36 protein-coding genes are annotated in these 18,258 nt (G+C 64.6%); 2 read left to right on the plus strand and 34 right to left on the minus strand.

Annotated features, from left to right (window positions below; translation table 11 throughout):
• On the minus strand, positions 1–1,347 hold the full coding sequence (locus DK874_RS05275) for a tetratricopeptide repeat protein (protein ID WP_162798726.1): 1,347 nt from the start codon (positions 1,345–1,347) through the stop codon (positions 1–3).
• 100 nt (positions 1,348–1,447) lie between these two features.
• Between DK874_RS05275 and DK874_RS05280 the strand changes: the two genes are divergently transcribed.
• The gene (locus tag DK874_RS05280; RefSeq protein WP_114313022.1) at positions 1,448–1,960 is read left to right on the plus strand and encodes an HNH endonuclease; all 513 of its coding nucleotides are present in this window, start codon (positions 1,448–1,450) and stop codon (positions 1,958–1,960) included.
• A 5-nt stretch (positions 1,961–1,965) separates the two neighbouring features.
• Here the strand turns inward: DK874_RS05280 and DK874_RS05285 are convergent, their stop codons facing one another.
• On the minus strand, positions 1,966–2,799 hold the full coding sequence (locus tag DK874_RS05285) for a DMT family transporter (RefSeq protein WP_114312971.1): 834 nt from the start codon (positions 2,797–2,799) through the stop codon (positions 1,966–1,968).
• Between the two features lie 45 nt (positions 2,800–2,844).
• Here DK874_RS05285 and DK874_RS05290 point away from each other — a divergent pair, with 45 nt between their 5' ends.
• Positions 2,845–3,321, plus strand: a complete 477-nt coding sequence (locus DK874_RS05290) for a DNA cytosine methyltransferase (RefSeq protein ID WP_114312972.1) — start codon at positions 2,845–2,847, stop codon at positions 3,319–3,321.
• A gap of 54 nt (positions 3,322–3,375) precedes the next feature.
• Here the strand turns inward: DK874_RS05290 and rplQ are convergent, their stop codons facing one another.
• The 32 genes from rplQ to DK874_RS12055 all read right to left on the minus strand — a co-directional run.
• Positions 3,376–3,732, minus strand: a complete 357-nt coding sequence (gene rplQ / locus DK874_RS05295; RefSeq protein ID WP_114312973.1) for a 50S ribosomal protein L17 — start codon at positions 3,730–3,732, stop codon at positions 3,376–3,378.
• A gap of 4 nt (positions 3,733–3,736) precedes the next feature.
• Complete coding sequence (locus DK874_RS05300) at positions 3,737–4,678, minus strand: DNA-directed RNA polymerase subunit alpha (protein WP_114312974.1); 942 nt, start codon at positions 4,676–4,678, stop codon at positions 3,737–3,739.
• Positions 4,679–4,727: 49 nt separating this feature from the next.
• Positions 4,728–5,357, minus strand: a complete 630-nt coding sequence (rpsD, locus tag DK874_RS05305) for a 30S ribosomal protein S4 (RefSeq protein ID WP_114312975.1) — start codon at positions 5,355–5,357, stop codon at positions 4,728–4,730.
• A 13-nt stretch (positions 5,358–5,370) separates the two neighbouring features.
• A complete protein-coding gene (rpsK, locus tag DK874_RS05310) occupies positions 5,371–5,760 on the minus strand; it encodes a 30S ribosomal protein S11 (RefSeq protein WP_015718086.1) in 390 nt (129 codons plus the stop codon).
• A 39-nt stretch (positions 5,761–5,799) separates the two neighbouring features.
• Positions 5,800–6,180 carry a 30S ribosomal protein S13 gene (rpsM, locus tag DK874_RS05315; protein WP_015718087.1) on the minus strand — a complete coding sequence of 127 codons (381 nt, stop codon included), beginning with the start codon at positions 6,178–6,180 and terminating at the stop codon, positions 5,800–5,802.
• 9 nt (positions 6,181–6,189) lie between these two features.
• The gene (gene rpmJ / locus DK874_RS05320) at positions 6,190–6,303 is read right to left on the minus strand and encodes a 50S ribosomal protein L36 (protein ID WP_014514895.1); all 114 of its coding nucleotides are present in this window, start codon (positions 6,301–6,303) and stop codon (positions 6,190–6,192) included.
• An 8-nt stretch (positions 6,304–6,311) separates the two neighbouring features.
• On the minus strand, positions 6,312–6,530 hold the full coding sequence (gene infA / locus DK874_RS05325; protein WP_003043942.1) for a translation initiation factor IF-1: 219 nt from the start codon (positions 6,528–6,530) through the stop codon (positions 6,312–6,314).
• Positions 6,531–6,537: 7 nt separating this feature from the next.
• Complete coding sequence (gene map / locus DK874_RS05330; RefSeq protein WP_114312976.1) at positions 6,538–7,305, minus strand: type I methionyl aminopeptidase; 768 nt, start codon at positions 7,303–7,305, stop codon at positions 6,538–6,540.
• Complete coding sequence (locus tag DK874_RS05335; RefSeq protein WP_114312977.1) at positions 7,305–7,859, minus strand: adenylate kinase; 555 nt, start codon at positions 7,857–7,859, stop codon at positions 7,305–7,307. Before DK874_RS05335 ends, map begins: the two co-directional genes overlap by 1 nt.
• A gap of 8 nt (positions 7,860–7,867) precedes the next feature.
• Positions 7,868–9,184, minus strand: a complete 1,317-nt coding sequence (gene secY, locus DK874_RS05340; protein WP_114312978.1) for a preprotein translocase subunit SecY — start codon at positions 9,182–9,184, stop codon at positions 7,868–7,870.
• A gap of 1 nt (position 9,185) precedes the next feature.
• Entirely contained in the window at positions 9,186–9,668 is a 483-nt protein-coding gene (gene rplO, locus DK874_RS05345; RefSeq protein WP_114312979.1) for a 50S ribosomal protein L15, read from the minus strand.
• Positions 9,665–9,847, minus strand: coding sequence for a 50S ribosomal protein L30 (rpmD, locus tag DK874_RS05350; RefSeq protein ID WP_038041272.1), 183 nt, complete (start codon positions 9,845–9,847; stop codon positions 9,665–9,667). The genes rplO and rpmD overlap by 4 nt, the downstream gene beginning before the upstream one ends.
• Positions 9,847–10,320 (minus strand): 30S ribosomal protein S5, encoded by a 474-nt coding sequence (gene rpsE / locus DK874_RS05355; RefSeq protein WP_015718093.1) that lies wholly within the window; start codon positions 10,318–10,320, stop codon positions 9,847–9,849. The genes rpmD and rpsE overlap by 1 nt, the downstream gene beginning before the upstream one ends.
• Positions 10,321–10,341: 21 nt before the next feature.
• Complete coding sequence (rplR, locus tag DK874_RS05360; protein WP_114312980.1) at positions 10,342–10,680, minus strand: 50S ribosomal protein L18; 339 nt, start codon at positions 10,678–10,680, stop codon at positions 10,342–10,344.
• 8 nt (positions 10,681–10,688) lie between these two features.
• Entirely contained in the window at positions 10,689–11,231 is a 543-nt protein-coding gene (gene rplF / locus DK874_RS05365; protein ID WP_114312981.1) for a 50S ribosomal protein L6, read from the minus strand.
• Positions 11,231–11,647 (minus strand): 30S ribosomal protein S8, encoded by a 417-nt coding sequence (rpsH, locus tag DK874_RS05370; RefSeq protein WP_114312982.1) that lies wholly within the window; start codon positions 11,645–11,647, stop codon positions 11,231–11,233. Before rpsH ends, rplF begins: the two co-directional genes overlap by 1 nt.
• A gap of 68 nt (positions 11,648–11,715) precedes the next feature.
• Positions 11,716–11,901, minus strand: a complete 186-nt coding sequence (locus DK874_RS05375) for a type Z 30S ribosomal protein S14 (protein WP_018111303.1) — start codon at positions 11,899–11,901, stop codon at positions 11,716–11,718.
• A gap of 7 nt (positions 11,902–11,908) precedes the next feature.
• A complete protein-coding gene (gene rplE / locus DK874_RS05380; RefSeq protein WP_114312983.1) occupies positions 11,909–12,457 on the minus strand; it encodes a 50S ribosomal protein L5 in 549 nt (182 codons plus the stop codon).
• A gap of 1 nt (position 12,458) precedes the next feature.
• Positions 12,459–12,791 carry a 50S ribosomal protein L24 gene (rplX, locus tag DK874_RS05385; protein WP_114312984.1) on the minus strand — a complete coding sequence of 111 codons (333 nt, stop codon included), beginning with the start codon at positions 12,789–12,791 and terminating at the stop codon, positions 12,459–12,461.
• The gene (gene rplN, locus DK874_RS05390; RefSeq protein WP_003043914.1) at positions 12,791–13,159 is read right to left on the minus strand and encodes a 50S ribosomal protein L14; all 369 of its coding nucleotides are present in this window, start codon (positions 13,157–13,159) and stop codon (positions 12,791–12,793) included. The genes rplX and rplN overlap by 1 nt, the downstream gene beginning before the upstream one ends.
• The gene (rpsQ, locus tag DK874_RS05395; RefSeq protein ID WP_114312985.1) at positions 13,156–13,473 is read right to left on the minus strand and encodes a 30S ribosomal protein S17; all 318 of its coding nucleotides are present in this window, start codon (positions 13,471–13,473) and stop codon (positions 13,156–13,158) included. The genes rplN and rpsQ overlap by 4 nt, the downstream gene beginning before the upstream one ends.
• Positions 13,466–13,693 carry a 50S ribosomal protein L29 gene (rpmC, locus tag DK874_RS05400; protein WP_114312986.1) on the minus strand — a complete coding sequence of 76 codons (228 nt, stop codon included), beginning with the start codon at positions 13,691–13,693 and terminating at the stop codon, positions 13,466–13,468. The genes rpsQ and rpmC overlap by 8 nt, the downstream gene beginning before the upstream one ends.
• Positions 13,680–14,105 carry a 50S ribosomal protein L16 gene (gene rplP / locus DK874_RS05405; RefSeq protein ID WP_038058331.1) on the minus strand — a complete coding sequence of 142 codons (426 nt, stop codon included), beginning with the start codon at positions 14,103–14,105 and terminating at the stop codon, positions 13,680–13,682. The genes rpmC and rplP overlap by 14 nt, the downstream gene beginning before the upstream one ends.
• A gap of 3 nt (positions 14,106–14,108) precedes the next feature.
• On the minus strand, positions 14,109–14,828 hold the full coding sequence (gene rpsC / locus DK874_RS05410) for a 30S ribosomal protein S3 (protein WP_114312987.1): 720 nt from the start codon (positions 14,826–14,828) through the stop codon (positions 14,109–14,111).
• The gene (gene rplV / locus DK874_RS05415) at positions 14,818–15,159 is read right to left on the minus strand and encodes a 50S ribosomal protein L22 (protein WP_114312988.1); all 342 of its coding nucleotides are present in this window, start codon (positions 15,157–15,159) and stop codon (positions 14,818–14,820) included. The genes rpsC and rplV overlap by 11 nt, the downstream gene beginning before the upstream one ends.
• A 2-nt stretch (positions 15,160–15,161) precedes the next feature.
• Complete coding sequence (gene rpsS, locus DK874_RS05420; protein WP_114312989.1) at positions 15,162–15,443, minus strand: 30S ribosomal protein S19; 282 nt, start codon at positions 15,441–15,443, stop codon at positions 15,162–15,164.
• Between the two features lie 8 nt (positions 15,444–15,451).
• A complete protein-coding gene (rplB, locus tag DK874_RS05425; RefSeq protein WP_114312990.1) occupies positions 15,452–16,282 on the minus strand; it encodes a 50S ribosomal protein L2 in 831 nt (276 codons plus the stop codon).
• Positions 16,283–16,334: 52 nt separating this feature from the next.
• Complete coding sequence (locus tag DK874_RS05430; RefSeq protein WP_015718106.1) at positions 16,335–16,625, minus strand: 50S ribosomal protein L23; 291 nt, start codon at positions 16,623–16,625, stop codon at positions 16,335–16,337.
• Positions 16,622–17,242 (minus strand): 50S ribosomal protein L4, encoded by a 621-nt coding sequence (rplD, locus tag DK874_RS05435; RefSeq protein ID WP_162798727.1) that lies wholly within the window; start codon positions 17,240–17,242, stop codon positions 16,622–16,624. The genes DK874_RS05430 and rplD overlap by 4 nt, the downstream gene beginning before the upstream one ends.
• Positions 17,243–17,250: 8 nt before the next feature.
• Positions 17,251–17,871, minus strand: coding sequence for a 50S ribosomal protein L3 (rplC, locus tag DK874_RS05440; RefSeq protein ID WP_114312991.1), 621 nt, complete (start codon positions 17,869–17,871; stop codon positions 17,251–17,253).
• Positions 17,868–18,185, minus strand: coding sequence for a 30S ribosomal protein S10 (gene rpsJ / locus DK874_RS05445; protein WP_015718109.1), 318 nt, complete (start codon positions 18,183–18,185; stop codon positions 17,868–17,870). Before rpsJ ends, rplC begins: the two co-directional genes overlap by 4 nt.
• An 8-nt stretch (positions 18,186–18,193) precedes the next feature.
• The coding region (locus DK874_RS12055) for an EF-Tu C-terminal domain-related protein (protein ID WP_162798730.1) at positions 18,194–18,258 on the minus strand (65 nt) is incomplete at its 5' end.

Raw genomic sequence — 18,258 nt, forward strand, 5'->3', positions numbered from 1 at the left:
CTACCTCCGCAGGAGGGCCTGCGCCTCCTTGGAGCCCAGGGCGGCCGCCTGGGCCAAGGCCCGCTGGCCTTCCGCCTCCCGGCCTAAACCCCTAAGGGCCAGGCCCAGGTTATACCAGGCCGCCGCCTGGTTGGGCGCCCTCTGCAACACCTCCCTCAGGACCACTTCCGCATCGCCAAACCGCCCCAAGGCCACCAGGGCCGCCGCCAGGTTGACCCCCACCCCTGGATCGCGGCCAGACTCGTAAAGGGGGCGGAGGAGGGCCAGGGCCTCCTCGAGGCGGCCCAATTCCAGCAGCAACGCCCCCCTAAGGGCCTGGGCCTCCGGGGTGGCCATCCCCTCCAGGAGCTTAAGGGCCTCCTCCTTCCGGCCCAAGGCATAGGCGGCTTGGGCCTTTAGGAAGGTGCCTAAAGGCCCAGCCTCGTCGGCATAGCGGTAAGCGTTTCCGTAATCCCTTAAGCGCAAGGAGGCCACTGCCAGGCTTAGGGCCACCTGGGGCTCGGGGCTTACCCGGTAGGCGGAAAGCAGGTAGCCCAAGGCTCCCTTGGCATCCCCCGCCTCGAGGCGGGCCTGCCCTAGAAGGTAGGCGGCCTCCCAAAGGGAGGGATCCAGGGCATAAGCCTCCCGCAACAGGGGCTCGGGCTTAGAGGAAAGCTGGGCCTTGCGCAGGAGGAGCCGGGCCCTGGCCTTTCCCTCCACCGCCTTAAGACCCCGGTCCAGCTCCCTTAGGGCCCGCTCCTTCAGGCCCTCCTCCGCCAGGATGCGGGCTAAAAGGTCCCAGCCCTCGGCCAGCCCAGGCTCCCGGTTGAGAAGGCCATAGAGCACCGGCGCCGCCTCCGCCCGGGCCCCCGAGGCGTACAGGGCCTGGGCCAGGGCCAGGTGGTAGGCCGGGCTCCGCTCTGGGGTAAGCCCCCTCCTTAAGACCCCCGCCGCCTCCTGGGCCTGGCCCGCCTGGATGAGGGCACTGGCCCATCCCAGGTAGGCTTCCTCCGTGGGCCTGAGTTCCACCGCCTTGGCAAAGGCCTCCGCTGCTTCCTTGGGCCTTCCCAGGCGCAACTGGACTTGGCCCAGGTTGTAGTGGCCCTCGTAGCGGTCGGGGAAGACCCGCACCATCTGGTCAAAGGCGAAGCGGGCCTCCTCGAGGCGGCCCAGGCGAAAGAGGCTTACCCCCAGGCCCAAATGGGCCTCAAAGCGGCCATAATCCTGCGCCAGAACCTCCTCGTAGGCCAAGGCGGCTTTGGCGTACTCCCCGGCCTTAAAAAGGCCATCCGCCCGCTCCAAGGAAACCTGGGCCCAGGCTATCCCAAACCCAAGGAGCAAGGGAAGGACTCTGGAAAAAGGGTTCATCATAAGGGCCTCCAAAGCGTCGTTGCCCTTAGCATAGCATAGCTCCAGGCCGAAAGCCCTTTGCTATTCTAAGGGCGTGGGTGGGGTCTTGGCTAAACCCTTGGACCTGGATGCCCCGAGGGTGCTGGTGCTGAATGCCGCCTACGAGGTCTTGGGGCTGGCCAGCATCAAGCGAAGCGTCCTCTTGGTGCTTTCCGGGGGGGCGGAGATGCTTTCGGAAAGCGGCCGCTACCTGCACACCCCATCCACCCGGATCCCCGTCCCCAGCGTCATCCGCCTGAAGCGCCTGGTGCGGCGGGGGCCAAGCCGCATCCCCCTCAACCGCCGCAACATCCTGAGGCGGGACCGCTACACCTGCCAGTACTGTGGAAGGCAAGGGGGGGAGCTGACCGTGGACCACGTGCTTCCTAAAAGCCGGGGCGGCCGGAGCACCTGGGAAAACCTGGTGGCCGCCTGCCGCCCCTGCAACCTGAAGAAGGGGGACCGCACCCCCGAGGAGGCGGGGATGCGCCTGCTCAAGCCCCCTCGGGCGCCTAGGGCGCCCCTTTTTCTTTCCGACCTGAAGGAGGTCCCCGAGGACTGGCAACCCTACCTTCAGGTGTGGCTGACCTGAAACCCCTAGCGCCGCACCGTGAGGAGCACGGCCAGGAGCACCAGGCCCGCTCCCAGGTAAGCCCAGAGGGAGAGCACCTCCCGGAAAAGGAAATAGGCGAACAGGTTGGCCACCACGGGCTCGAGGGTGGCCACCACGCTGGCCCGAGTGGCGGGAAGGCGCCTTAAACCCGCATAGTAGGCCATATAGGCCCCGTACGTGGAAAACGTCCCCAAGAACAGCAAGGCGCCCATGCCCTTTGGGCTCAGAGGCAGAAACTCCACCCAGGGCAAAAGCCCCAAGGCCCCCACGGGCAGGGCGTAGAGGAAGAGGGTGGGGGTGGCGTAACGGGGGAGGTAAAGCTTGCCGAAGATGTAGTAAAGCGCATAGGTGAACCCGGAAAGGAGCCCGAAGAAAAGGGCCAGGTACAGAACCCGTACCCCACTCCCCCCTCCCGCCCCCATCAGCCCCACCCCCAGAAGGGTCAGGGCCACCGCCAAAAGCCCCGTGGGGTCCAGGGGTTCCTTGAGAACCACCCGGGAAAGGAGGGCCACCCAGGCCGGGGCTGTATAGAGGAGGACCGAGGCCAAGGCCGCCCCCCCGTAGACCACCGCCAGCTGGTAAGAACCGTAGAAGAGGGAAACCCCCACCAGACCGAAAAGAAGGAGGGGTAAGGCATCCCGGCCCTCCACCCTGACCTGGCGCAGAAGGAGGGCATGCAGGCCGAAGAACACCCAGGCGATCACCGCCCGGAAGAAGGCCACGGTGAGCGGGGAAAGCCCCTCCTCAAAGGCCAGGCGGCCTACGGGACCGATGAGACCCCAAAGGAAGGCGGCCAGGAGCAGGTACAGGTAGCCCATGGGGAAGAGTGTATAATCCCCCCAGTGCCCTATGGAGGCGGACCTATGAGCGCGCGCACCCTTTTTGTCCTCTTCGTCCTCCTTCTGCTGGTGCTCTTCTCCTGGCTCAACTGGGGGGAGGTCACCAAGCCCACCTCCTTGTCCCTGGGCCTCACCCGGGTGGAGGCTCCCTTGGGCTTGGTCCTGGTGGTGGCCTTGGGGGTGGTTTCCCTCCTCTACCTCATCTTCACCATCGGCCTGGAAACCGCGGCCCTTTTGGAGGTGAGGCGCTACGCCCGGGAGCTTCTCCACTACAAGAAGCTGGCCGAGGAAGCGGAGCAGAGCCGCTACACCGAGCTCAGGCGCTACCTGGAAGAGGAACTGAAGCGCCTGGCGGAGGCGGAGAAGGAGGAGATCCGGGCCCTCGAGGCCCGCCTGGCGGAAATCCTGGAAAAGCACGGCAACACCCTGGCCGCCTACATCGGCGAACTGGAGGACCAGGTGCTAAGGCGCCTCCAGGAGCGAGGAGGCGAAAACGCCTAAGCGCCGGTACCCCTCCTGGGGCCCGGCGCTGAAGGGGTATCCTTGCCCTTTTTCCTACTCCACCAGCTCCACCAGGGCCAAGGGTGCCCCATCCCCCCGCCGGCGCTCCGCCAGCTTCAGCACCCGGGTGTACCCCCCGGCCCGGTTCTGGTACTTGGGAGCAATCTCATCAAAGAGCTTGCGCACCAGCTTCACGTCCTTTAGATCCCTCAGCACCAGGCGGCGGGCGTGCAGGTCGCCCCGCTTGGCCAGGTGGATGAGGTGGTCCACGAACCCGGTGAGCTCCTTGGCCTTGGGCACGGTGGTGGTGATGCGGCCATGGGTGAGAAGGCTTTTGGCCTGGTTCCGGTATAGGGCCAGGCGGTGGGAAGAGTGGCGGTTCAACTTCCTTCCAGACTTCAGGTGGCGCATGGTCTCACTCCTTTAGGGCGAAGCCCTTCTTGGCCAAAGCCTCGCGGATCTCCTCGAGGCTCCTTTCCCCGATGCCGGGGATGTTCTTAAGGTCCTTGAGGTTCAAGGCCAAAAGCGCCCGCACCGACTCAATCCCCTCCTCCTTAAGGCTGTGGAGAACCCGGGTGGAAAGCCCAAGCTCCTCCAGAGGAAGGTCCAGGTCCTCCTCCCCTTCCCCTCGCTCCGCCGAAGCCGGCTCCGGGGCAGGCAGGGAGGTGGCCTGGGGGTTGGCGAAGTAGGAAAGGTGCTCCCTAAGGATCTCCACCGCCTGGTTCAGGGCCTCCAGGGGGGTCACGGAACCGTCCGTCCAGATCCTAAGGGTCAGCTTGTCCAGGTCGGTGCGCTGGCCAAGCCGGGTATCCTCCACCTGGAAGGCCACCCGGCGCACAGGGGAAAAGATGGCGTCCACGGGGATGGAGTTGATCCGGTCCTTGATGCCGTGGCGCTCGGCGGGCACGTACCCCACGCCCCGGTCCACCCGCACCTCCATGTAAAGCTTACCCCCCTCCTCTAAGGTGGCGATGGGGAGGTCCGGGTTCAGGATCTCCGCATCGGGGGGTACGACAAAATCCCCCGCCCTGACCACCTTAGGGCCTTGGGCCTTTAGGATCAGGGTGGTGGTCTGCATCCTGGGGTCCAGGAAGCGCACCACCAGCTCCTTCAGGTTCAGGATGATCTCCACCACATCCTCCTTGACCCCCGGAATGGTGGAGAACTCGTGGAGGACATCCTCAATGTAGACGCTGGTGACCGCGGTCCCGGGGATGGAGGAAAGGAGAATCCGCCTCAAGGGGTTGCCCAGGGTGACGCCGAACCCCCGCTCCAGGGGCTCCAGGACGAACTCCCCATACTCCCGCCCCTGGGTGCGCACCGTGAAGACCGGGGCTTTCAGCTTGCTCTCTAACATAGACCTCCTTGCCAATATAGGGGCCCGGACAGGCCGGGCCCCTCTAGGGCTACCTGGAGTAGAACTCCACCACCAGCTGCTCGTTCACGGGCAGGGCCAGGTCCTCCCGATCCGGCAGGCGCAGGAACTTGCCCTTCATCCCCTCCACGTCCAAGGAAAGCCAGGGGCCCACCTTGCGGCCCTTCATGGCCTCGAGGTTCTCCCGGACGAAGGCCAGGTTGCGGCTGCCCTCGGCGATGGCGATCTCGTCCCCCGGCTTCACCCGGTAGGCGGGAAGGTCCACCCGGCGCCCGTTCACGGTGATGTGCCCATGGCGCACCATCTGCCGGGCCTGGCGGCGGCTAGCGGCAAAGCCCAGCCGGTAGACCACATTGTCCAAGCGGGACTCCAAAAGCCCCAGGAAAACGGTACCCGTAACCCCCTTCTTGCGGCTGGCCTCCTCAAAGAGGTTGCGGAACTGGGTTTCGGAGATCCCGTAGATGCGGCGGAGCTTCTGCTTCTCCCTCAGGCGCACCGCGTAGTCGGAAGGCCGGCGGGTGCGCTTCTGCCCGTGCTGCCCCGGAGGGTAGGGGCGGCGCTCCATGGCGCACTTGGGGCTGTAGCAACGCTCCCCCTTCAGGTAAAGCTTCACTCCTTCCCGGCGGCAAAGACGGCAAACTGGACCAAGGTAACGACCCATCTTCTCCTACTCCTTACGAAGCCTTGCGGAACTTTTTCTTAGGCCGGCAGCCGTTATGGGGCACAGGGGTGTCGTCCACGATGGACTTCACCTGCAAACCCGAGGCCTGGAGGGCCCGGATGGCCTGCTCCCGACCCGCCCCGGTGCCGCGCACGATCACGTCCACGCTCTGCATGCCGTAGGCCATAGCCTTCTTGGCGGCGTCCATGGCCGCAAGCTGGGCCGCATATGGGGTGCCCTTGCGGCTCCCCTTGTAGCCGATGACCCCACCCGAGGACCAGGTGATGGGGTTGCCGTCCGGGTCGGTGATGGTGACGATGGTGTTGTTGTAGGAGGCGTGGATATACGCCTTCCCACTGGCCACCTGTCGCTTGACTTTTTTCTTGGTCGCTTTTCTGGCCATACTCTCCCTCAGCTTTAGGAGTATCCACTGGCCCTAGAACTACTTCCTAGGCGCCTTCTTCTTACCCGCCACCGTCTTGCGGGGACCCTTGCGGGTACGGGCATTGGTACGGGTGCGCTGCCCCCTCACCGGCAATCCGCGGCGGTGGCGGAGGCCCCGGTAGCAACCGATGTCCATGAGGCGCTTGATGTTGGCGGCCACCTCCGCCCTGAGCTCACCCTCCAGCTTCCAGGTGTTCTCCACGTACTCCCGAAGGCGCACCACCTCCGCCTCGGTGAGGTCCTTTACCCGGGTCGCCGGGTTGATCCCCGTCTTCTCCAAGGCCTCCTTGGCCCGGGCCGGCCCCACCCCGTAGATGTAGGTGAGGGCCACATCCACCCGCTTGTTCCTGGGAATCTCCACGCCTGCAATCCTCGCCACGTTCCCTCCTTACCCTTGCCGCTGCTTGTGCTTCGGGTTTTCGCAGATCACGTACACCCGACCGTGCCGGCGCACCACCTTGCACTTCTCGCACATCTTTTTCACCGATGCCCGTACCTTCATCTCGCCTCCTACTTCCTGTACACGATGCGGCCCCGCGTGGGGTCGTAGGGGGTAATCTCCACCACCACCCGGTCCCCAGGCAGGATGCGGATGTAGTGCATGCGCATCTTGCCCGAGATGTAGGCCAGGATCTCGGGTCCCGAGTCCAGCTTCACCCGAAACGTGGTGTTGGGCAAGGCCTCGGTAACCACGCCCTCTGCCCGAATGGTGTCCTTCTCCTTCGCCATACCCCTCCTACTGCGCCCGCACCAGGGCAACCCCGGTGAGAAGCTCCGGGCCCTCTTCCGTCACCAAGACGGTGTTCTCGTAGTGGGCGGCGAGGTTGCCCGCTCCGGCGCTCGCCGTCCAGCCATCTTCCAATATTACCACAGAAGCTGGGCGCAAGGTGACCATGGGCTCGAGGGCCAGGGTCATACCGGGCCGGATCTTAGGTCCCGTTCCCGGCTTGCCGAAGTTGGGCAGCTGGGGATCCTCATGGATCTCCCGCCCCACCCCGTGCCCCACGAACTCCCGCACCACCCCGTACCCACGGCTTTCCAGAAAAGTCTGCACCGCATGGGCCACATCCCCGATGCGGTAGCCGGGCCTAAGGTACTTAAACCCCTCCCAGAAGGCAGCCTCCGTGTCCCTTATGAGCCTTTCCGCCTCCGGGGAAACCTTGCCCACGGGAAAGGTACGGGCCATGTCCGCGGCAAACCCCCCGTAGAGGAGGCCCACATCCACGGAAAGGATATCCCCTTCCTTTAGGGGCTCCTCCGAGGGAATGCCGTGAACCACCACCTCGTTCACCGAGGTGCACAGGGTGGCGGGAAACCCATAAAGACCCAGGAAGGCCGGCTTGGCCTTGCGCTTCCTTATGGCCTCGTAGGCGATCCGGTCCAGCTCCTTGGTGGTGATGCCGGGCTCCACGTGCCGCCCCACCTCCTCCACCACCTCGGTGAGGAGGGCCCCCGCCTCCCGCATGCGCTCAATCTCCCATGGACTCTTCAGCTTGATGGCCATCAGATTCCTAAGGAAGCCCGGATGCGGGCGTAGACCTCATCAGGGGTACCCAGGCCATCCACCCGCCTCAAAGCGCCCGTTTTCTCATAATACTGCACCAGAGGCTCGGTCTTCTCCCGGTATACCCGGAGACGGTGCCGGATGGTCTCCTCGTTATCGTCCGAACGCCCCTGAAGCTCCGCCCGCTTGAGCATCCGGGCGATGAGCTCCTCCTCCGGCACCTCCACCAGCACCACCCCAAGGAGCCGGGTTCCCGTTTCCCGGAGGAGTTGGTCCAAAGCTTCCGCCTGGGCCAGGGTGCGGGGAAAACCATCCAGGATCACCCGCTCGGCCAACTCCTCCCGAATGAGGGCCAGGATGAGCTCATCGGGCACCAGGTCCCCCCGGTCCATGATGGGCTTCACCTGTTGCCCCAAGGGCGTGCCCCGGGCCACATGGTCCCGCAGGATGTCCCCGGTGGAAAGCTTTTTGAAGCCCAGTTCCTCCGCCAACCTGGCCGCCTGGGTACCCTTTCCCGCACCCGGCGGCCCCAAGAAGATCACCGCTTCCCCCATCCTCCCTCCTAGCGCGTGCGGCCGCGGATGCGGCCCTTGGAAAGGAACCCCTCGTAGTTCCTCAGCATCAGCTGGCTCTCAATCTGCCTAAGGGTATCCAGGGCCACGCCCACCACGATGAGAAGGCCGATGCCGGAAAAGGCGATGCTCCTCACCCCGGTGAGGTTCTGGATGATCTGGGGCAACGCCGCCACCAGGCCCAGGAAAAGAGCCCCCCAGAGGGTCAAGCGGGAAACGATGTGCTCCAGGAACTTCACCGTGGGCTCCCCAGGACGGATGCCCGGGATGAAGCCCCCGTACTCCCGGAGGCTTTCCGCAATCCGCTTGGGGTCAAACTGGACCGCGGTGTAGACGTAGGTGAAAAGGACGATGAGCACCACCTCGATGAGGAGGCCGGAGATCCGGGTGGGGTTGAAGAAGTTGGCGATGGCCTGGAGAACCTGGTTGTCCTGGAAGGGCGCGGTGAGGAAGATGGGGATCTGCAAGATGGCTGCGGCGAACACGATGGGGATGACGCCAGCGGCGTTCAGCTTGATGGGGATGTAGGTGGCCTGCCCCCCATAGACCCTTCTGCCCACCACCTTCCTGGCGTACTGGACAGGGATGCGCCTTTCCGCCTGTTGCACCGCCGCCATCCCGGCAAAGGCCAAGACGATAAAGGCCAGGAAGAAGAGGAAGGCCACCAGGTTCACCTCCCCGGTGCGGATGAGGCCTGCAGTGCGGAAAAGCTGCGGCAGCCAGTCCACCACGATCCCGGCAAAGATGATCATGCTGGTGCCGTTGCCGATGCCGTACTCGGTGATGCGCTCCGCCATCCAAAGGAGAAGGGCGATGCCCGCCACCTGGGTGACCACCACCACCAGCCAGAAAAAGGGACCGGGGGACCAGCCCGGAAGGAGGAAGCGCCCGCCCTCCGCCCCCAGGAAGGCGGTGGCCAGAAAGAATCCCTGGAAAGCCCCCAGAGCGATGCCGCCGATCCGCGTGTACTGGTTGATGATACGGCGGCCCTCCTCACCCTCCTTGGAAAGCTTCTCCAGGGCGGGGACCACGTTCACCAAAAGCTGCATGATGATGGCCGCGGTGATATAGGGCATGATCCCCAAGGCGAAGATGGAGAAGCGTTCAAAGTTTCCGCCCGAAAAGAGGTTGATGATGCCGAAAACCCCCCCCTGGGTGGTGCGCAGGAACTCCTGGATCTTGTCCAGGTCCACCCCCGGGGTGGGGATAAAGGCCCCCAGGCGGTAGGCGGCCAACACCAGCAGGGTGAAGAGGATCCGCTGGCGCAGTTCGGGAATGGCCAGGGCGCTCCGGAAGGCCTTAAGCATCCTAAGCCTCCTTAGGGGTTTGCCCTTCAGGCAAGGGGGCCAGTAGGACGGCCTCGCCGCCTGCAGCCTTTAGCTTCTCCAGGGCGGTTTTGGAAAAGGCGTGGGCCACCACCTTAAGGGGCTTCGCCTCCCCCTCCCCCAGCACCTTTAGCCTATACCCTTTCTTCAGAATCCCGGCCTGGACCAGCATCTCGGGGGTCACCTCCCCCTCGAAGCGGGCCAGGTCCCTCAGGTTCACCCCCTGGTACCTGGGCCTCTTGATCTCCCCGGGCACCTGGCCCTGCATCCCCCGCTTGGGCAGGCGCATCAGGGTGGTGGAGCGCCCCCCCTCAAAGCGGCGCGGGTCCTTGAGGCCGCCGGAGCGGGACTTCTGCCCCTTGTGGCCCCGGGTGGCCGTCTTGCCATGGCCGGAGCCAGGGCCCCGCCCCACCCGCTTCCGCCTCTTGTTGGCACCAGGATTGGGTTTTAGATCGGTGAGCCTCATTCCAGCACCTCCACCCGCACCAGGTGGGCCACCTTCTTGATGTTCCCCCGTATGGCGGGATGGTCTTCAAAGACCTTTTCCTTGTGGAGCTTGGTCAGCCCCAGGGCCTTCAAGGCCGCCTTCTGGTCCTTGGGATACCCAATGGGGCTTTTCACCAGCTTGACCTTAAGCTTGGCCATCACTCCTCACCGCCTTTCCGCAGGCGCTCCACATCCTGCTTGGTCTTAAGCTGCCTGAGGGCCTCCATGGTGGCGTAAGCGATGTTGATGGGGTTACGGCTCCCCAGCTCCTTGGTGAGGATATCCGTGATCCCGGCAAGCTCGAGGATGGCCCGGGGAACCGCCCCCGCGATCACCCCCGTGCCCGGGGCTGCCGGCTTCAGGAGGATCTTGGAAGCTCCGTACTCCACCTCAATCTCATGGGGAATGGTGCCGTTTTGGATGGGCACCTCCACCATGTTGCGGCGGGCGTAGTACCCCGCCTTCTGCACCGCAAGGGGCACCTCCTTGGCCTTACCCAGGCCCAGGCCCACCCGGCCCTGCCGATCCCCCACCACCACCAAGGCTCCGAAGCGGAAGCGGCGGCCACCCTGGTAGGTCTTAGCGGTGCGCCGCACCAGGATCATCTTCTCTTCAAAATCGGTCTCGGGCATGCTTCCTCCTCGCTAAGTGACCTAGAACTCCAGGCCCCCTTCTCTGGCCCCTTCCGCCAAGGCCTTTACCCGGCCGTGGTACTTGTAGGGACCGCGGTCAAAGGCCACCTTGGTGATCCCCAGGGCCTTGGCCTTCTCCGCCAGGGCCCGGCCCACCTGCCGGGCCACCTCCGTCTTGTTGCCCTTAAGCTTCAAGGCCAGGCTGGACTCGGCCACCAGGGTATGGCCCTTCTCGTCGTCAATGATCTGGGCGTAGATGTGGTTGAGGCTCCGGAAGACGGATAAGCGGAGCCGGCCCGCGCGCTTGACGCGGTTGCGCACCCGGAACTTGCGGCGTTCGTATGCGGTAAGCCGTGCCATGGTTCCCCCTACTTCTTGGCCCCGGCCTTGCCGGGCTTAAGGCGGACGGGCTCGCCCGCGTAGTAGATGCCCTTCTCATGGTAGGCGCTGGGCTTCTTGATGGCGCGGAGGTTGGCGGCCACCTGCCCCACCTTCTGCTTGTCTATGCCCAGAACGCGAATCTTGGTGGGTTCGGGGACCTCAAAGGTCACCCCCTCCGGCGGCTCCACCACCACGGGGTGGCTGAAGCCCACGGTGAGCTCCACCGCCCGACCCGCAAGCCGGGCCCGGTAACCGATGCCCTTGATGAGGAGCTCCTTCACGTACCCCTCGGAAACCCCTTTGATGGCGTTGGCGATGAGGGTTCGGGTTAGGCCGTGGAGGCTCTTGTGCCGCCTTTCATCCGAGGGCCTTTCCACCCGCACCAGCCCCTCCTCCACCACCACCCGCATCTCCGGGGAGATGGGCACGGAAAGCTCGCCCTTGGGGCCTTTGACCTTAACGAGCCCCGGAGCCACCTCCAGGGTGACCCCCTTGGGCAAGGGAATGGGAAGCCGGCCAATCCTAGACATCACCACACCTCACAGATGAGCTCCCCACCCACGCCCAACCGCCGGGCCTCCCGATCGGTGAGAACCCCCTTGGGCGTGGACAGGATGGCAATCCCCAGGCCGCGGCGCACCCGGGGGATCTCCTTGACCCCCACATAGACCCGCCGCCCAGGACGGCTGATGCGGCGGATATGGTTGATGACCTGTTCGGGCCGGGGATCCAACCCCTGGCGCCTTGGCCCGTACTTGAGGTAGATGCGCAGGACGGGTTTACCGTCCACCTCCACCCGCTCGTACCCCTTGATGAAGCCCTCCCGCTTCAGGATCTTGAGGATCTCCTCCTTGAAACGGGAGGCGGGTACCTCGGTGCTCTCCTTGTAGACCCGGGTGGCGTTCCGAATCCGGGTCAGCATGTCGGCAATGGGGTCCGTCAACATTTCCTCTCTCCTTTTACCTCACTCCTGGACCATGCGGTCTCGAGGGAACCCCCCCGACCGGCCACGGCCTACCAGCTGGCCTTCTTCACCCCGGGAAGCTGGCCCTTGTGGGCAAGCTCCCGCAGGCAAAGCCGGCAGAGCCCAAAGTAGCGGTAGACGCTCCTGGCCCTCCCGCAGCGCACGCAACGGGTGTAGGCCCGCACCTTGAACTTGGGGGTACGCTTGGCCTTTTCGATCAACGCTTTTCTCGCCATGCTCGCCTCACTCGCGGAAGGGGAAGCCCAGAAGCTCCAAAAGGGCCTTGGCCTCCTCGTCGGTCCGGGCGGTGGTGACCACCGCAATATCCATGCCCCTAAGGGTGTCCACCATGTCGTAGGTGATCTCCGGGAAGATGAGCTGCTCCCTAAGGCCCAGGTTGTAGTTGCCCCGGCCGTCAAAGCTACCCGGGTTTACCCCCCGGAAGTCGCGGATGCGGGGAAGCGCCACGTGCAGGAGCTTTTCCAGAAAGATCCACATGCGATCGCCCCGCAGGGTAACCCTGAGCCCGATGGGCATCCCCTTGCGCAGCTTGAAGTTGGAGATGGACTTCTTGGCCCGGGTTATGGCTGGCTTTTGACCGGCGATGAGGGCAAGTTCCTGAGAGGCCTTCTCCAGGATGCGGGCGTCCTCCTTGGCCTCGCCCAAGCCCTGGTTGATCACCACCTTCTCCAGCCGAGGCACCTCCCAGACGTTTTGGTAGCCGAAGCGGCGGATGAGCTCGGGCCGCACCTCCTCGTAGTATTTCCTTTTCAGCGCTACATCCAGGGGCATCTTACTCCTCCACGTCCAAAGACCCGCCGCACTTGGCGCAAACCCGGATCTTGCGGCCATCCTCCAGGAACTTCTTGCGCACCCGGGTGGGCTTGCCGCATGCAGGGCAGATGGGGCGCACCTTGGAGGCATGCAGGGGGGCTTCCTGCTCCACAAAGCCACCCTGGGGATGCTGGGGGCTGACCCGCACCGCCTTCTTGACGATGTTCACCCCCTCCACGATGACCGCACCCTTCCTGGGAAAAACCGCCTTCACCTTGCCCACCTGGCCCTTGTACTTGCCGGAGGCCACCAGAACCGTGTCCCCCTTCTTCACATGCACCTTGGCCTGCATCAGAGCACCTCCGGAGCCAGGGAGACAATCTTCATGAACCCCTTTTCCCGAAGTTCCCGCGCCACGGGTCCGAACACACGGGTGCCCCGGGGCTCCAGCTGGTTGTTGATGATGACGGCGGCGTTGTCGTCAAAGCGGATGGCCGAGCCATCAGGGCGCTTTACTTCCTTTTTGGTGCGCACCACCACCGCCTTAACCACGTCCCCTTCCTTCACCGCCCCGCGAGGGATGGCCTCCTTTACGCTGGCCACGATCACATCCCCCACGGTGGCGTACTTGGCGTTGGAACCTTTCAGGACCCGGATGCACATGATCTTGCGGGCCCCGGTGTTGTCGGCCACCTCCAGGTAGGTTTGGGGCTGGATCATGCCTTACCTCCCCGCTTGGAAAGGCTGGCGTAGTTTTGCCTACGCACCAGATACTTCTCCACCAGGTCCAGCCGCCCCCCCTCCACCAGGCGCAATACCCGAAAGCGCTTGCGCTTGGAGATGGGGCGGGCTTCGATGATCTCCACCACGTCCCCCACCTTGTACTTCTCCTCGGGGTCGTGGGCCAGGTACTTTTTGGAGCGCTTGATCACCTTGCCGTAAAGGGGGTGGGGGAACTGGCGCTCCACCAAGACCGTGACGGTCTTCTGCATCTTGTCGCTCACCACCACCCCGGTCAGCACCTTCTTAGGCATTGGCCCTCCCTTCGGTGTTTCCCTCACGGGAAAGCAACTTCTTCTCGTTCAGGATCGTGAGGAGCCGGGCGATGAGGCGCCTCGTCTCCCGCACCCGATGGTTCTGGGAAAGCTGGCCGATAGAGGCCTGGAAGCGAAGCTCCATCAGCTCCCGCTTCTTCTCCCGAACCAGCTTTTCAATCTCGCTGGGTGAGAGCTTGCGGATCTCATTGGGCTTCATCGTAGGCATCCCTCCTCACGATCTTGGTCCGGATGGGAAGCTTGTGGCCGGCAATGCGCAAGGCCTCGAGGGCCTGCTCCTCCGTGACCCCCGCCACCTCAAACATCACCCGCCCCGGCTTCACCACCGCCACGTAGCCTTCCACGTTGCCCTTACCCTTACCCATCCGCACCTCGAGGGGCTTCTTGGTGTAGGGCTTGTCGGGGAAGATGCGGATGAAGATCTTCCCCCCACGGCGGAAGTGGCGCACCATGGCCACACGGGCCGCCTCAATCTGCTGGGAGGTGATCCAGGCGGGTTCCATGGCCACCAGGCCGAAGTCCCCAAAGGCCACGTAATCACCCCCCTTGGCCGCCCCCTTCATGCGGCCCCGGTGCTGCTTGCGGTACTTCATGCGCCTGGGCATCAACATGGCCTACTCCTCCTTCTTCACGCGCACCGCTGGGCGGCGGCGGCGGGGCCTCTCCTCCGCCCTTGGCTCCTCGGTCCGGGCCTTGGGCTTCTGGCCGCCAATCACCTCGCCCAGGAACACGTAGGCCTTGACCCCCAGCACCCCGTAGGTGGTGCGGGCCAAGGCGAAGCCGTAGTCTATGTTAGCACGAAGGGTGTGGAGGGGCACCCGGCCCTCGGCGGCCCACTCGGTGCGGGCCTGCTCGGCGCCACCGATGCGCCCCGAGACGATCACCTTGGCCCCCTTGGCCCCCGCCTCCATGACCCGCTGCACCGCCTGCTTGATGGCCCGGCGCACGGCAAAGCGGCGCTCAATCTGCTCCGCCACCCGCTGGGCCACCAGGGGAGCCGAGAGGTTGGGGTTATGGATCTCCTGGACGTTCAGGGCCACGTTCTTGCCGGTGAGCTGAGAAAGGGTGTCCCTCAGGACCTTGATCTTCTCCCCGCCCCGGCCGATGACCACGCCAGGCTTGGCCACGTGCACGGTTACGGCCACGTTGTCCGCAGCCCGCTCAATGTCAATACGGGCCAGACCTGCCGGGTAAAGCTCCTTGGTGAGGACCTCACGGATCTTCTGGTCCTCCAAAAGAAGATGGCGGTACTGCTTCTTCCCCGCATACCAACGGGACTCCCAGTCCCGGGTGATGCCGAGCCTAAACCCAATGGGGTGGATCTTATTTCCCATGTTTCTCCCCCAAGATCACCGTGATGTGGCTGGTCCTCTTCTTGATGATGTCCGCCCGGCCCCGGGCCCGGGGAAGCACCCTCTTTAGGGCGGGCCCCTCGTCCACAAAGGCCGCCTTCACGTAAAGCCGCTCCTCCAGCATGTCGTGGTTGTTGACCGCATTGGCGGCGGCGGACTCCAGCACCTTGGCCACGTAATAGGCCCCCCGCTTAGGGGTGTAGCGCAGGATGGCGCGGGCCTCCTCGAGGCTCTTCCCCCGGATCAGGTCCACTACAAGGCGGACCTTCCTGGGGGAGATGCGCACGTAACGGGCAATGGCTTTCGCTTCCATGGCTACTTCTTCTTGGTGGCCTTAGCCTCTTTGCCGTGCCCCCGGTAGGTGCGGGTGGGGGCGAACTCTCCCAGCTTGTGCCCCACCATGTTCTCGGTGATGTAAACGGGCACGTGCTGCTTGCCGTTGTAGACCGCAATGGTATGGCCCACCATCTCGGGGACAATGGTGGAGCGGCGGCTCCAGGTCTTGATGAGCCGCTTTTCCCCCTTGGCGTTCAGCTCCAGCACCTTCTCCAAGAGGTGTTCGTCAACGAATACGCCCTTCTTCAAGCTACGTGGCATGGCTCACCTCACTTCTTGCGCCGGGCGACGATGAAGCGGCTGGAGGGCTTCCGCCGCTTCCGGGTCTTAAGGCCCTTGGTCTGCCAGCCCCAAGGGGAGGCCGGGGGACGGCCCCGGGGTGCCCGGCCCTCACCACCCCCGTGGGGGTGGTCCACGGGGTTCATGGCGGCACCGCGCACATGGGGCTTGCGGCCCAGCCAGCGGGTACGGCCCGCCTTGCCCAGAACGATGTTCTTATGGTCGGCGTTGCCCACAGCCCCGATGGTGGCGTAGCACTCCCCGTGCACCTTCCTAAGCTCCCCGGAAGGCAGGCGCAGGATCACGTAATCCCCTTCCCGGCCCTGGATCTGGGTGCTGGTACCGGCGGAGCGGGCCAGCTTGGCCCCTTTCTTGGGCTCCAACTCCACCGCATGCACCACGGTACCCACGGGGATGAAGCGGAGGGGCAAAGCGTTGCCCACCTGGATGGGGGCATCCGGCCCCGCCACCACCTTCTGGCCCACCTGCAGGCCATCGGGGGCGATGATGTAGCGCTTTTCCCCGTCAGCATAGTGCAAGAGGGCAATGCGAGCCGAGCGGTTGGGGTCGTACTCGATGGCCGCCACCTTGGCGGGGATGCCTGCCTTATCCCAGCGCTTGAAGTCGATGATCCGGTAAAGCCGCTTGTGGCCACCCCCCCGGAAGCGCACGGTGATGCGCCCCTGGTTGTTCCGCCCCCCCGTCTTCTTCAGGGGCTTGACCAAAGACTTCTCCGGCTCCGTTTTGGTGATCTCGGAGAAGTCCGCCACCGTCATGAAGCGGCGGCTTGGGGTGTAGGGTTTGAACTTCTTTACTGCCATCCTCTATGCCTCCCTTGCCGGATCGGGGCCGGGCCCCCCTCCCGGCTTAGGTCTAGATGAGGCCCTCCAAGGCCTCGATCTTCTGCCCGGCAGCCACCTGCACGATGGCCTTCTTGCGGTCGGGGCGCTTGCCCAGGTAACGGCCCAGGCGCTTCTTCTTGCCCCGCACCGTCATGGTGTTCACCCCCACCACCTTGACCTTAAAGGCCGCCTCCACAGCGTTTTTAATCTCCGTTTTGGTGGCCTTGGGGTGGACCCAGAAGGTGTACTTGCCCTCGGCGAAGCCGGCATAGGCCTTCTCGGAAAGCACCGGGGCCAGGATCACGTCAAAGGCGGTCTTCATGCCTCACCCCCCACGCGGGCCTGGAAGGATTCCCAGGCCGCCAGGTCCATGACCAGGCGTCCGGTGCGCAGGATGTCGTAGACGTTGAGCCCTTCCGGGGCCAGGGTTACCACCCAAGGAAGGTTGCGGGCCGCCCGGCGCACCACCTCGTTGGCCGTCACCAGGAGGACGCTTTCCGCGCCGTCCAGCCCCGCGGCCTTGGCCCAGGCCAAAAACTCCTTGGTCTTGCCGTTCACGCCGGGGAAATCCTCCACCAAAAGGAGCTTGCCCTCCCTGGCCCGGTCGGCCACGGCCATGGCCAAACCCGCCTGCCGCACCTTCTTGGGCAAGGTGTAGCTGTAGTCCCGGGGCTTGGGGCCAAAAACCACCCCACCCCCCACGAAGATGGGGGCGCCGATATCCCCGTGGCGGGCTCGCCCCGTGTGCTTCTGGGGGTAGATCTTGCGGCTGGAATAGGCCACCTCACCCCGGGTCTTGGTGCTGGCTGTCCCCAGGCGCCTCTTCGCCAGCTGCCAGCGCACCACCTCCCAAAGGAGATGGGGATTGATCTCCTGGGGAAGGTCAACGGAAAGCTCCCGCTTGCCAGACGAGGAGAGAACAGGAATCTGGTACACCATACCCTCCTTTACTTGGCCACCTTCTTGGTCCCGCGCACCAGCACCAAGCCCCCGTTGGGACCGGGCACCGCACCCTTGACCAAGAGGAGGTTTTCCTCGGGGATCACGTCCACCACCTCGAGGTTCATCACCGTGACCCGCTCAGCCCCATAGCGCCCGGCCATTTTCTTTCCCTTGTAGACCCGGCCCGGGGTCTTGCGGTTCCCGATGGACCCAGGGTGGCGGTGGATCTTGTGGGCACCGTGGGAATCAGGGCCGCCAGCGAAGTTCCAACGCTTCATCACCCCCGCCGTACCCCGGCCCTTGGAGGTGCCGGTCACGTCCACCCGCTCCCCCGCTTTAAAGATCTCCACGGTCACCACGTCGCCTTCCGGGTTGAAGCCGCGGATCTCCTTCAGGATGCGCACCGGCCCCACTCCAGCCCGGGCGAAATGCCCCTTCATGGGCCGGTTCACCCGCTTGGGGTTTTGGGGCAGGAAGCCCAGCTGGACCGCCGTATACCCATCCTTTTCCGGCGTCCGGCGCTGGATCACCGGGCAGGGACCCGCCAGGATCACGGTGACGGGAATGGCCCGGTCCTCCCGGTAAATCCGGGTCATGCCCACCTTCATGCCCAGGATGCCCTTCATTTGCCACCCCCCACGGTCTTGATCTCGATCTCCACCCCGGTGGGCAGGTCCAGGGACATAAGGCTCTCAATGGTCTTGCGGTTGGGGTTCAGGATGTCCACCAGGCGGTGGTGGGTGCGCAGCTCAAAGTGTTCCCGGGAGTCCTTGTGCTTGAAAGGACCCCGGATCACGGTGAAGCGCCTAACCCGGGTAGGCAGGGGCACGGGACCCGAGACCTGAGCCCCGGAGCGCCGGGCCGCTTCCACGATCTTCTGGGCCGAGGCGTCCAGGGTCTTGTGGTCAAAGCCCCGTAGCTTGATGCGGATCTTGGGCATGCCTCACCTCACTCCAGGATCTTGGTGACCACGCCGGCGCCCACGGTCCGCCCACCCTCACGGATGGCAAACC

Source organism: Thermus caldifontis, from assembly GCF_003336745.1.
GTDB lineage: Bacteria > Deinococcota > Deinococci > Deinococcales > Thermaceae > Thermus > Thermus caldifontis.

What these genes read in the sequence shown, in the direction of transcription:
- DK874_RS05275 (WP_162798726.1), bottom strand. Translation starts at nt 1,347, where the DNA reads ATGAACCCTTTTTCCAGAGTCCTTCCCTTGCTCCTTGGGTTTGGGATA.
- DK874_RS05285 (WP_114312971.1), bottom strand. Translation starts at nt 2,799, where the DNA reads ATGGGCTACCTGTACCTGCTCCTGGCCGCCTTCCTTTGGGGTCTCATC.
- DK874_RS05290 (WP_114312972.1), top strand. Translation starts at nt 2,845, where the DNA reads ATGAGCGCGCGCACCCTTTTTGTCCTCTTCGTCCTCCTTCTGCTGGTG.
- rplQ (WP_114312973.1), bottom strand. Translation starts at nt 3,732, where the DNA reads ATGCGCCACCTGAAGTCTGGAAGGAAGTTGAACCGCCACTCTTCCCAC.
- DK874_RS05300 (WP_114312974.1), bottom strand. Translation starts at nt 4,678, where the DNA reads ATGTTAGAGAGCAAGCTGAAAGCCCCGGTCTTCACGGTGCGCACCCAG.
- rpsD (WP_114312975.1), bottom strand. Translation starts at nt 5,357, where the DNA reads ATGGGTCGTTACCTTGGTCCAGTTTGCCGTCTTTGCCGCCGGGAAGGA.
- rpsK (WP_015718086.1), bottom strand. Translation starts at nt 5,760, where the DNA reads ATGGCCAGAAAAGCGACCAAGAAAAAAGTCAAGCGACAGGTGGCCAGT.
- rpmJ (WP_014514895.1), bottom strand. Translation starts at nt 6,303, where the DNA reads ATGAAGGTACGGGCATCGGTGAAAAAGATGTGCGAGAAGTGCAAGGTG.
- infA (WP_003043942.1), bottom strand. Translation starts at nt 6,530, where the DNA reads ATGGCGAAGGAGAAGGACACCATTCGGGCAGAGGGCGTGGTTACCGAG.
- map (WP_114312976.1), bottom strand. Translation starts at nt 7,305, where the DNA reads ATGGCCATCAAGCTGAAGAGTCCATGGGAGATTGAGCGCATGCGGGAG.
- DK874_RS05335 (WP_114312977.1), bottom strand. Translation starts at nt 7,859, where the DNA reads ATGGGGGAAGCGGTGATCTTCTTGGGGCCGCCGGGTGCGGGAAAGGGT.
- secY (WP_114312978.1), bottom strand. Translation starts at nt 9,184, where the DNA reads ATGCTTAAGGCCTTCCGGAGCGCCCTGGCCATTCCCGAACTGCGCCAG.
- rplO (WP_114312979.1), bottom strand. Translation starts at nt 9,668, where the DNA reads ATGAGGCTCACCGATCTAAAACCCAATCCTGGTGCCAACAAGAGGCGG.
- rpmD (WP_038041272.1), bottom strand. Translation starts at nt 9,847, where the DNA reads ATGGCCAAGCTTAAGGTCAAGCTGGTGAAAAGCCCCATTGGGTATCCC.
- rpsE (WP_015718093.1), bottom strand. Translation starts at nt 10,320, where the DNA reads ATGCCCGAGACCGATTTTGAAGAGAAGATGATCCTGGTGCGGCGCACC.
- rplR (WP_114312980.1), bottom strand. Translation starts at nt 10,680, where the DNA reads ATGGCACGGCTTACCGCATACGAACGCCGCAAGTTCCGGGTGCGCAAC.
- rplF (WP_114312981.1), bottom strand. Translation starts at nt 11,231, where the DNA reads ATGTCTAGGATTGGCCGGCTTCCCATTCCCTTGCCCAAGGGGGTCACC.
- rpsH (WP_114312982.1), bottom strand. Translation starts at nt 11,647, where the DNA reads ATGTTGACGGACCCCATTGCCGACATGCTGACCCGGATTCGGAACGCC.
- DK874_RS05375 (WP_018111303.1), bottom strand. Translation starts at nt 11,901, where the DNA reads ATGGCGAGAAAAGCGTTGATCGAAAAGGCCAAGCGTACCCCCAAGTTC.
- rplE (WP_114312983.1), bottom strand. Translation starts at nt 12,457, where the DNA reads ATGCCCCTGGATGTAGCGCTGAAAAGGAAATACTACGAGGAGGTGCGG.
- rplX (WP_114312984.1), bottom strand. Translation starts at nt 12,791, where the DNA reads ATGCAGGCCAAGGTGCATGTGAAGAAGGGGGACACGGTTCTGGTGGCC.
- rplN (WP_003043914.1), bottom strand. Translation starts at nt 13,159, where the DNA reads ATGATCCAGCCCCAAACCTACCTGGAGGTGGCCGACAACACCGGGGCC.
- rpsQ (WP_114312985.1), bottom strand. Translation starts at nt 13,473, where the DNA reads ATGCCTAAGAAGGTGCTGACCGGGGTGGTGGTGAGCGACAAGATGCAG.
- rpmC (WP_114312986.1), bottom strand. Translation starts at nt 13,693, where the DNA reads ATGAAGCCCAATGAGATCCGCAAGCTCTCACCCAGCGAGATTGAAAAG.
- rplP (WP_038058331.1), bottom strand. Translation starts at nt 14,105, where the DNA reads ATGTTGATGCCCAGGCGCATGAAGTACCGCAAGCAGCACCGGGGCCGC.
- rpsC (WP_114312987.1), bottom strand. Translation starts at nt 14,828, where the DNA reads ATGGGAAATAAGATCCACCCCATTGGGTTTAGGCTCGGCATCACCCGG.
- rplV (WP_114312988.1), bottom strand. Translation starts at nt 15,159, where the DNA reads ATGGAAGCGAAAGCCATTGCCCGTTACGTGCGCATCTCCCCCAGGAAG.
- rpsS (WP_114312989.1), bottom strand. Translation starts at nt 15,443, where the DNA reads ATGCCACGTAGCTTGAAGAAGGGCGTATTCGTTGACGAACACCTCTTG.
- rplB (WP_114312990.1), bottom strand. Translation starts at nt 16,282, where the DNA reads ATGGCAGTAAAGAAGTTCAAACCCTACACCCCAAGCCGCCGCTTCATG.
- DK874_RS05430 (WP_015718106.1), bottom strand. Translation starts at nt 16,625, where the DNA reads ATGAAGACCGCCTTTGACGTGATCCTGGCCCCGGTGCTTTCCGAGAAG.
- rplD (WP_162798727.1), bottom strand. Translation starts at nt 17,242, where the DNA reads ATGGTGTACCAGATTCCTGTTCTCTCCTCGTCTGGCAAGCGGGAGCTT.
- rplC (WP_114312991.1), bottom strand. Translation starts at nt 17,871, where the DNA reads ATGAAGGGCATCCTGGGCATGAAGGTGGGCATGACCCGGATTTACCGG.
- rpsJ (WP_015718109.1), bottom strand. Translation starts at nt 18,185, where the DNA reads ATGCCCAAGATCCGCATCAAGCTACGGGGCTTTGACCACAAGACCCTG.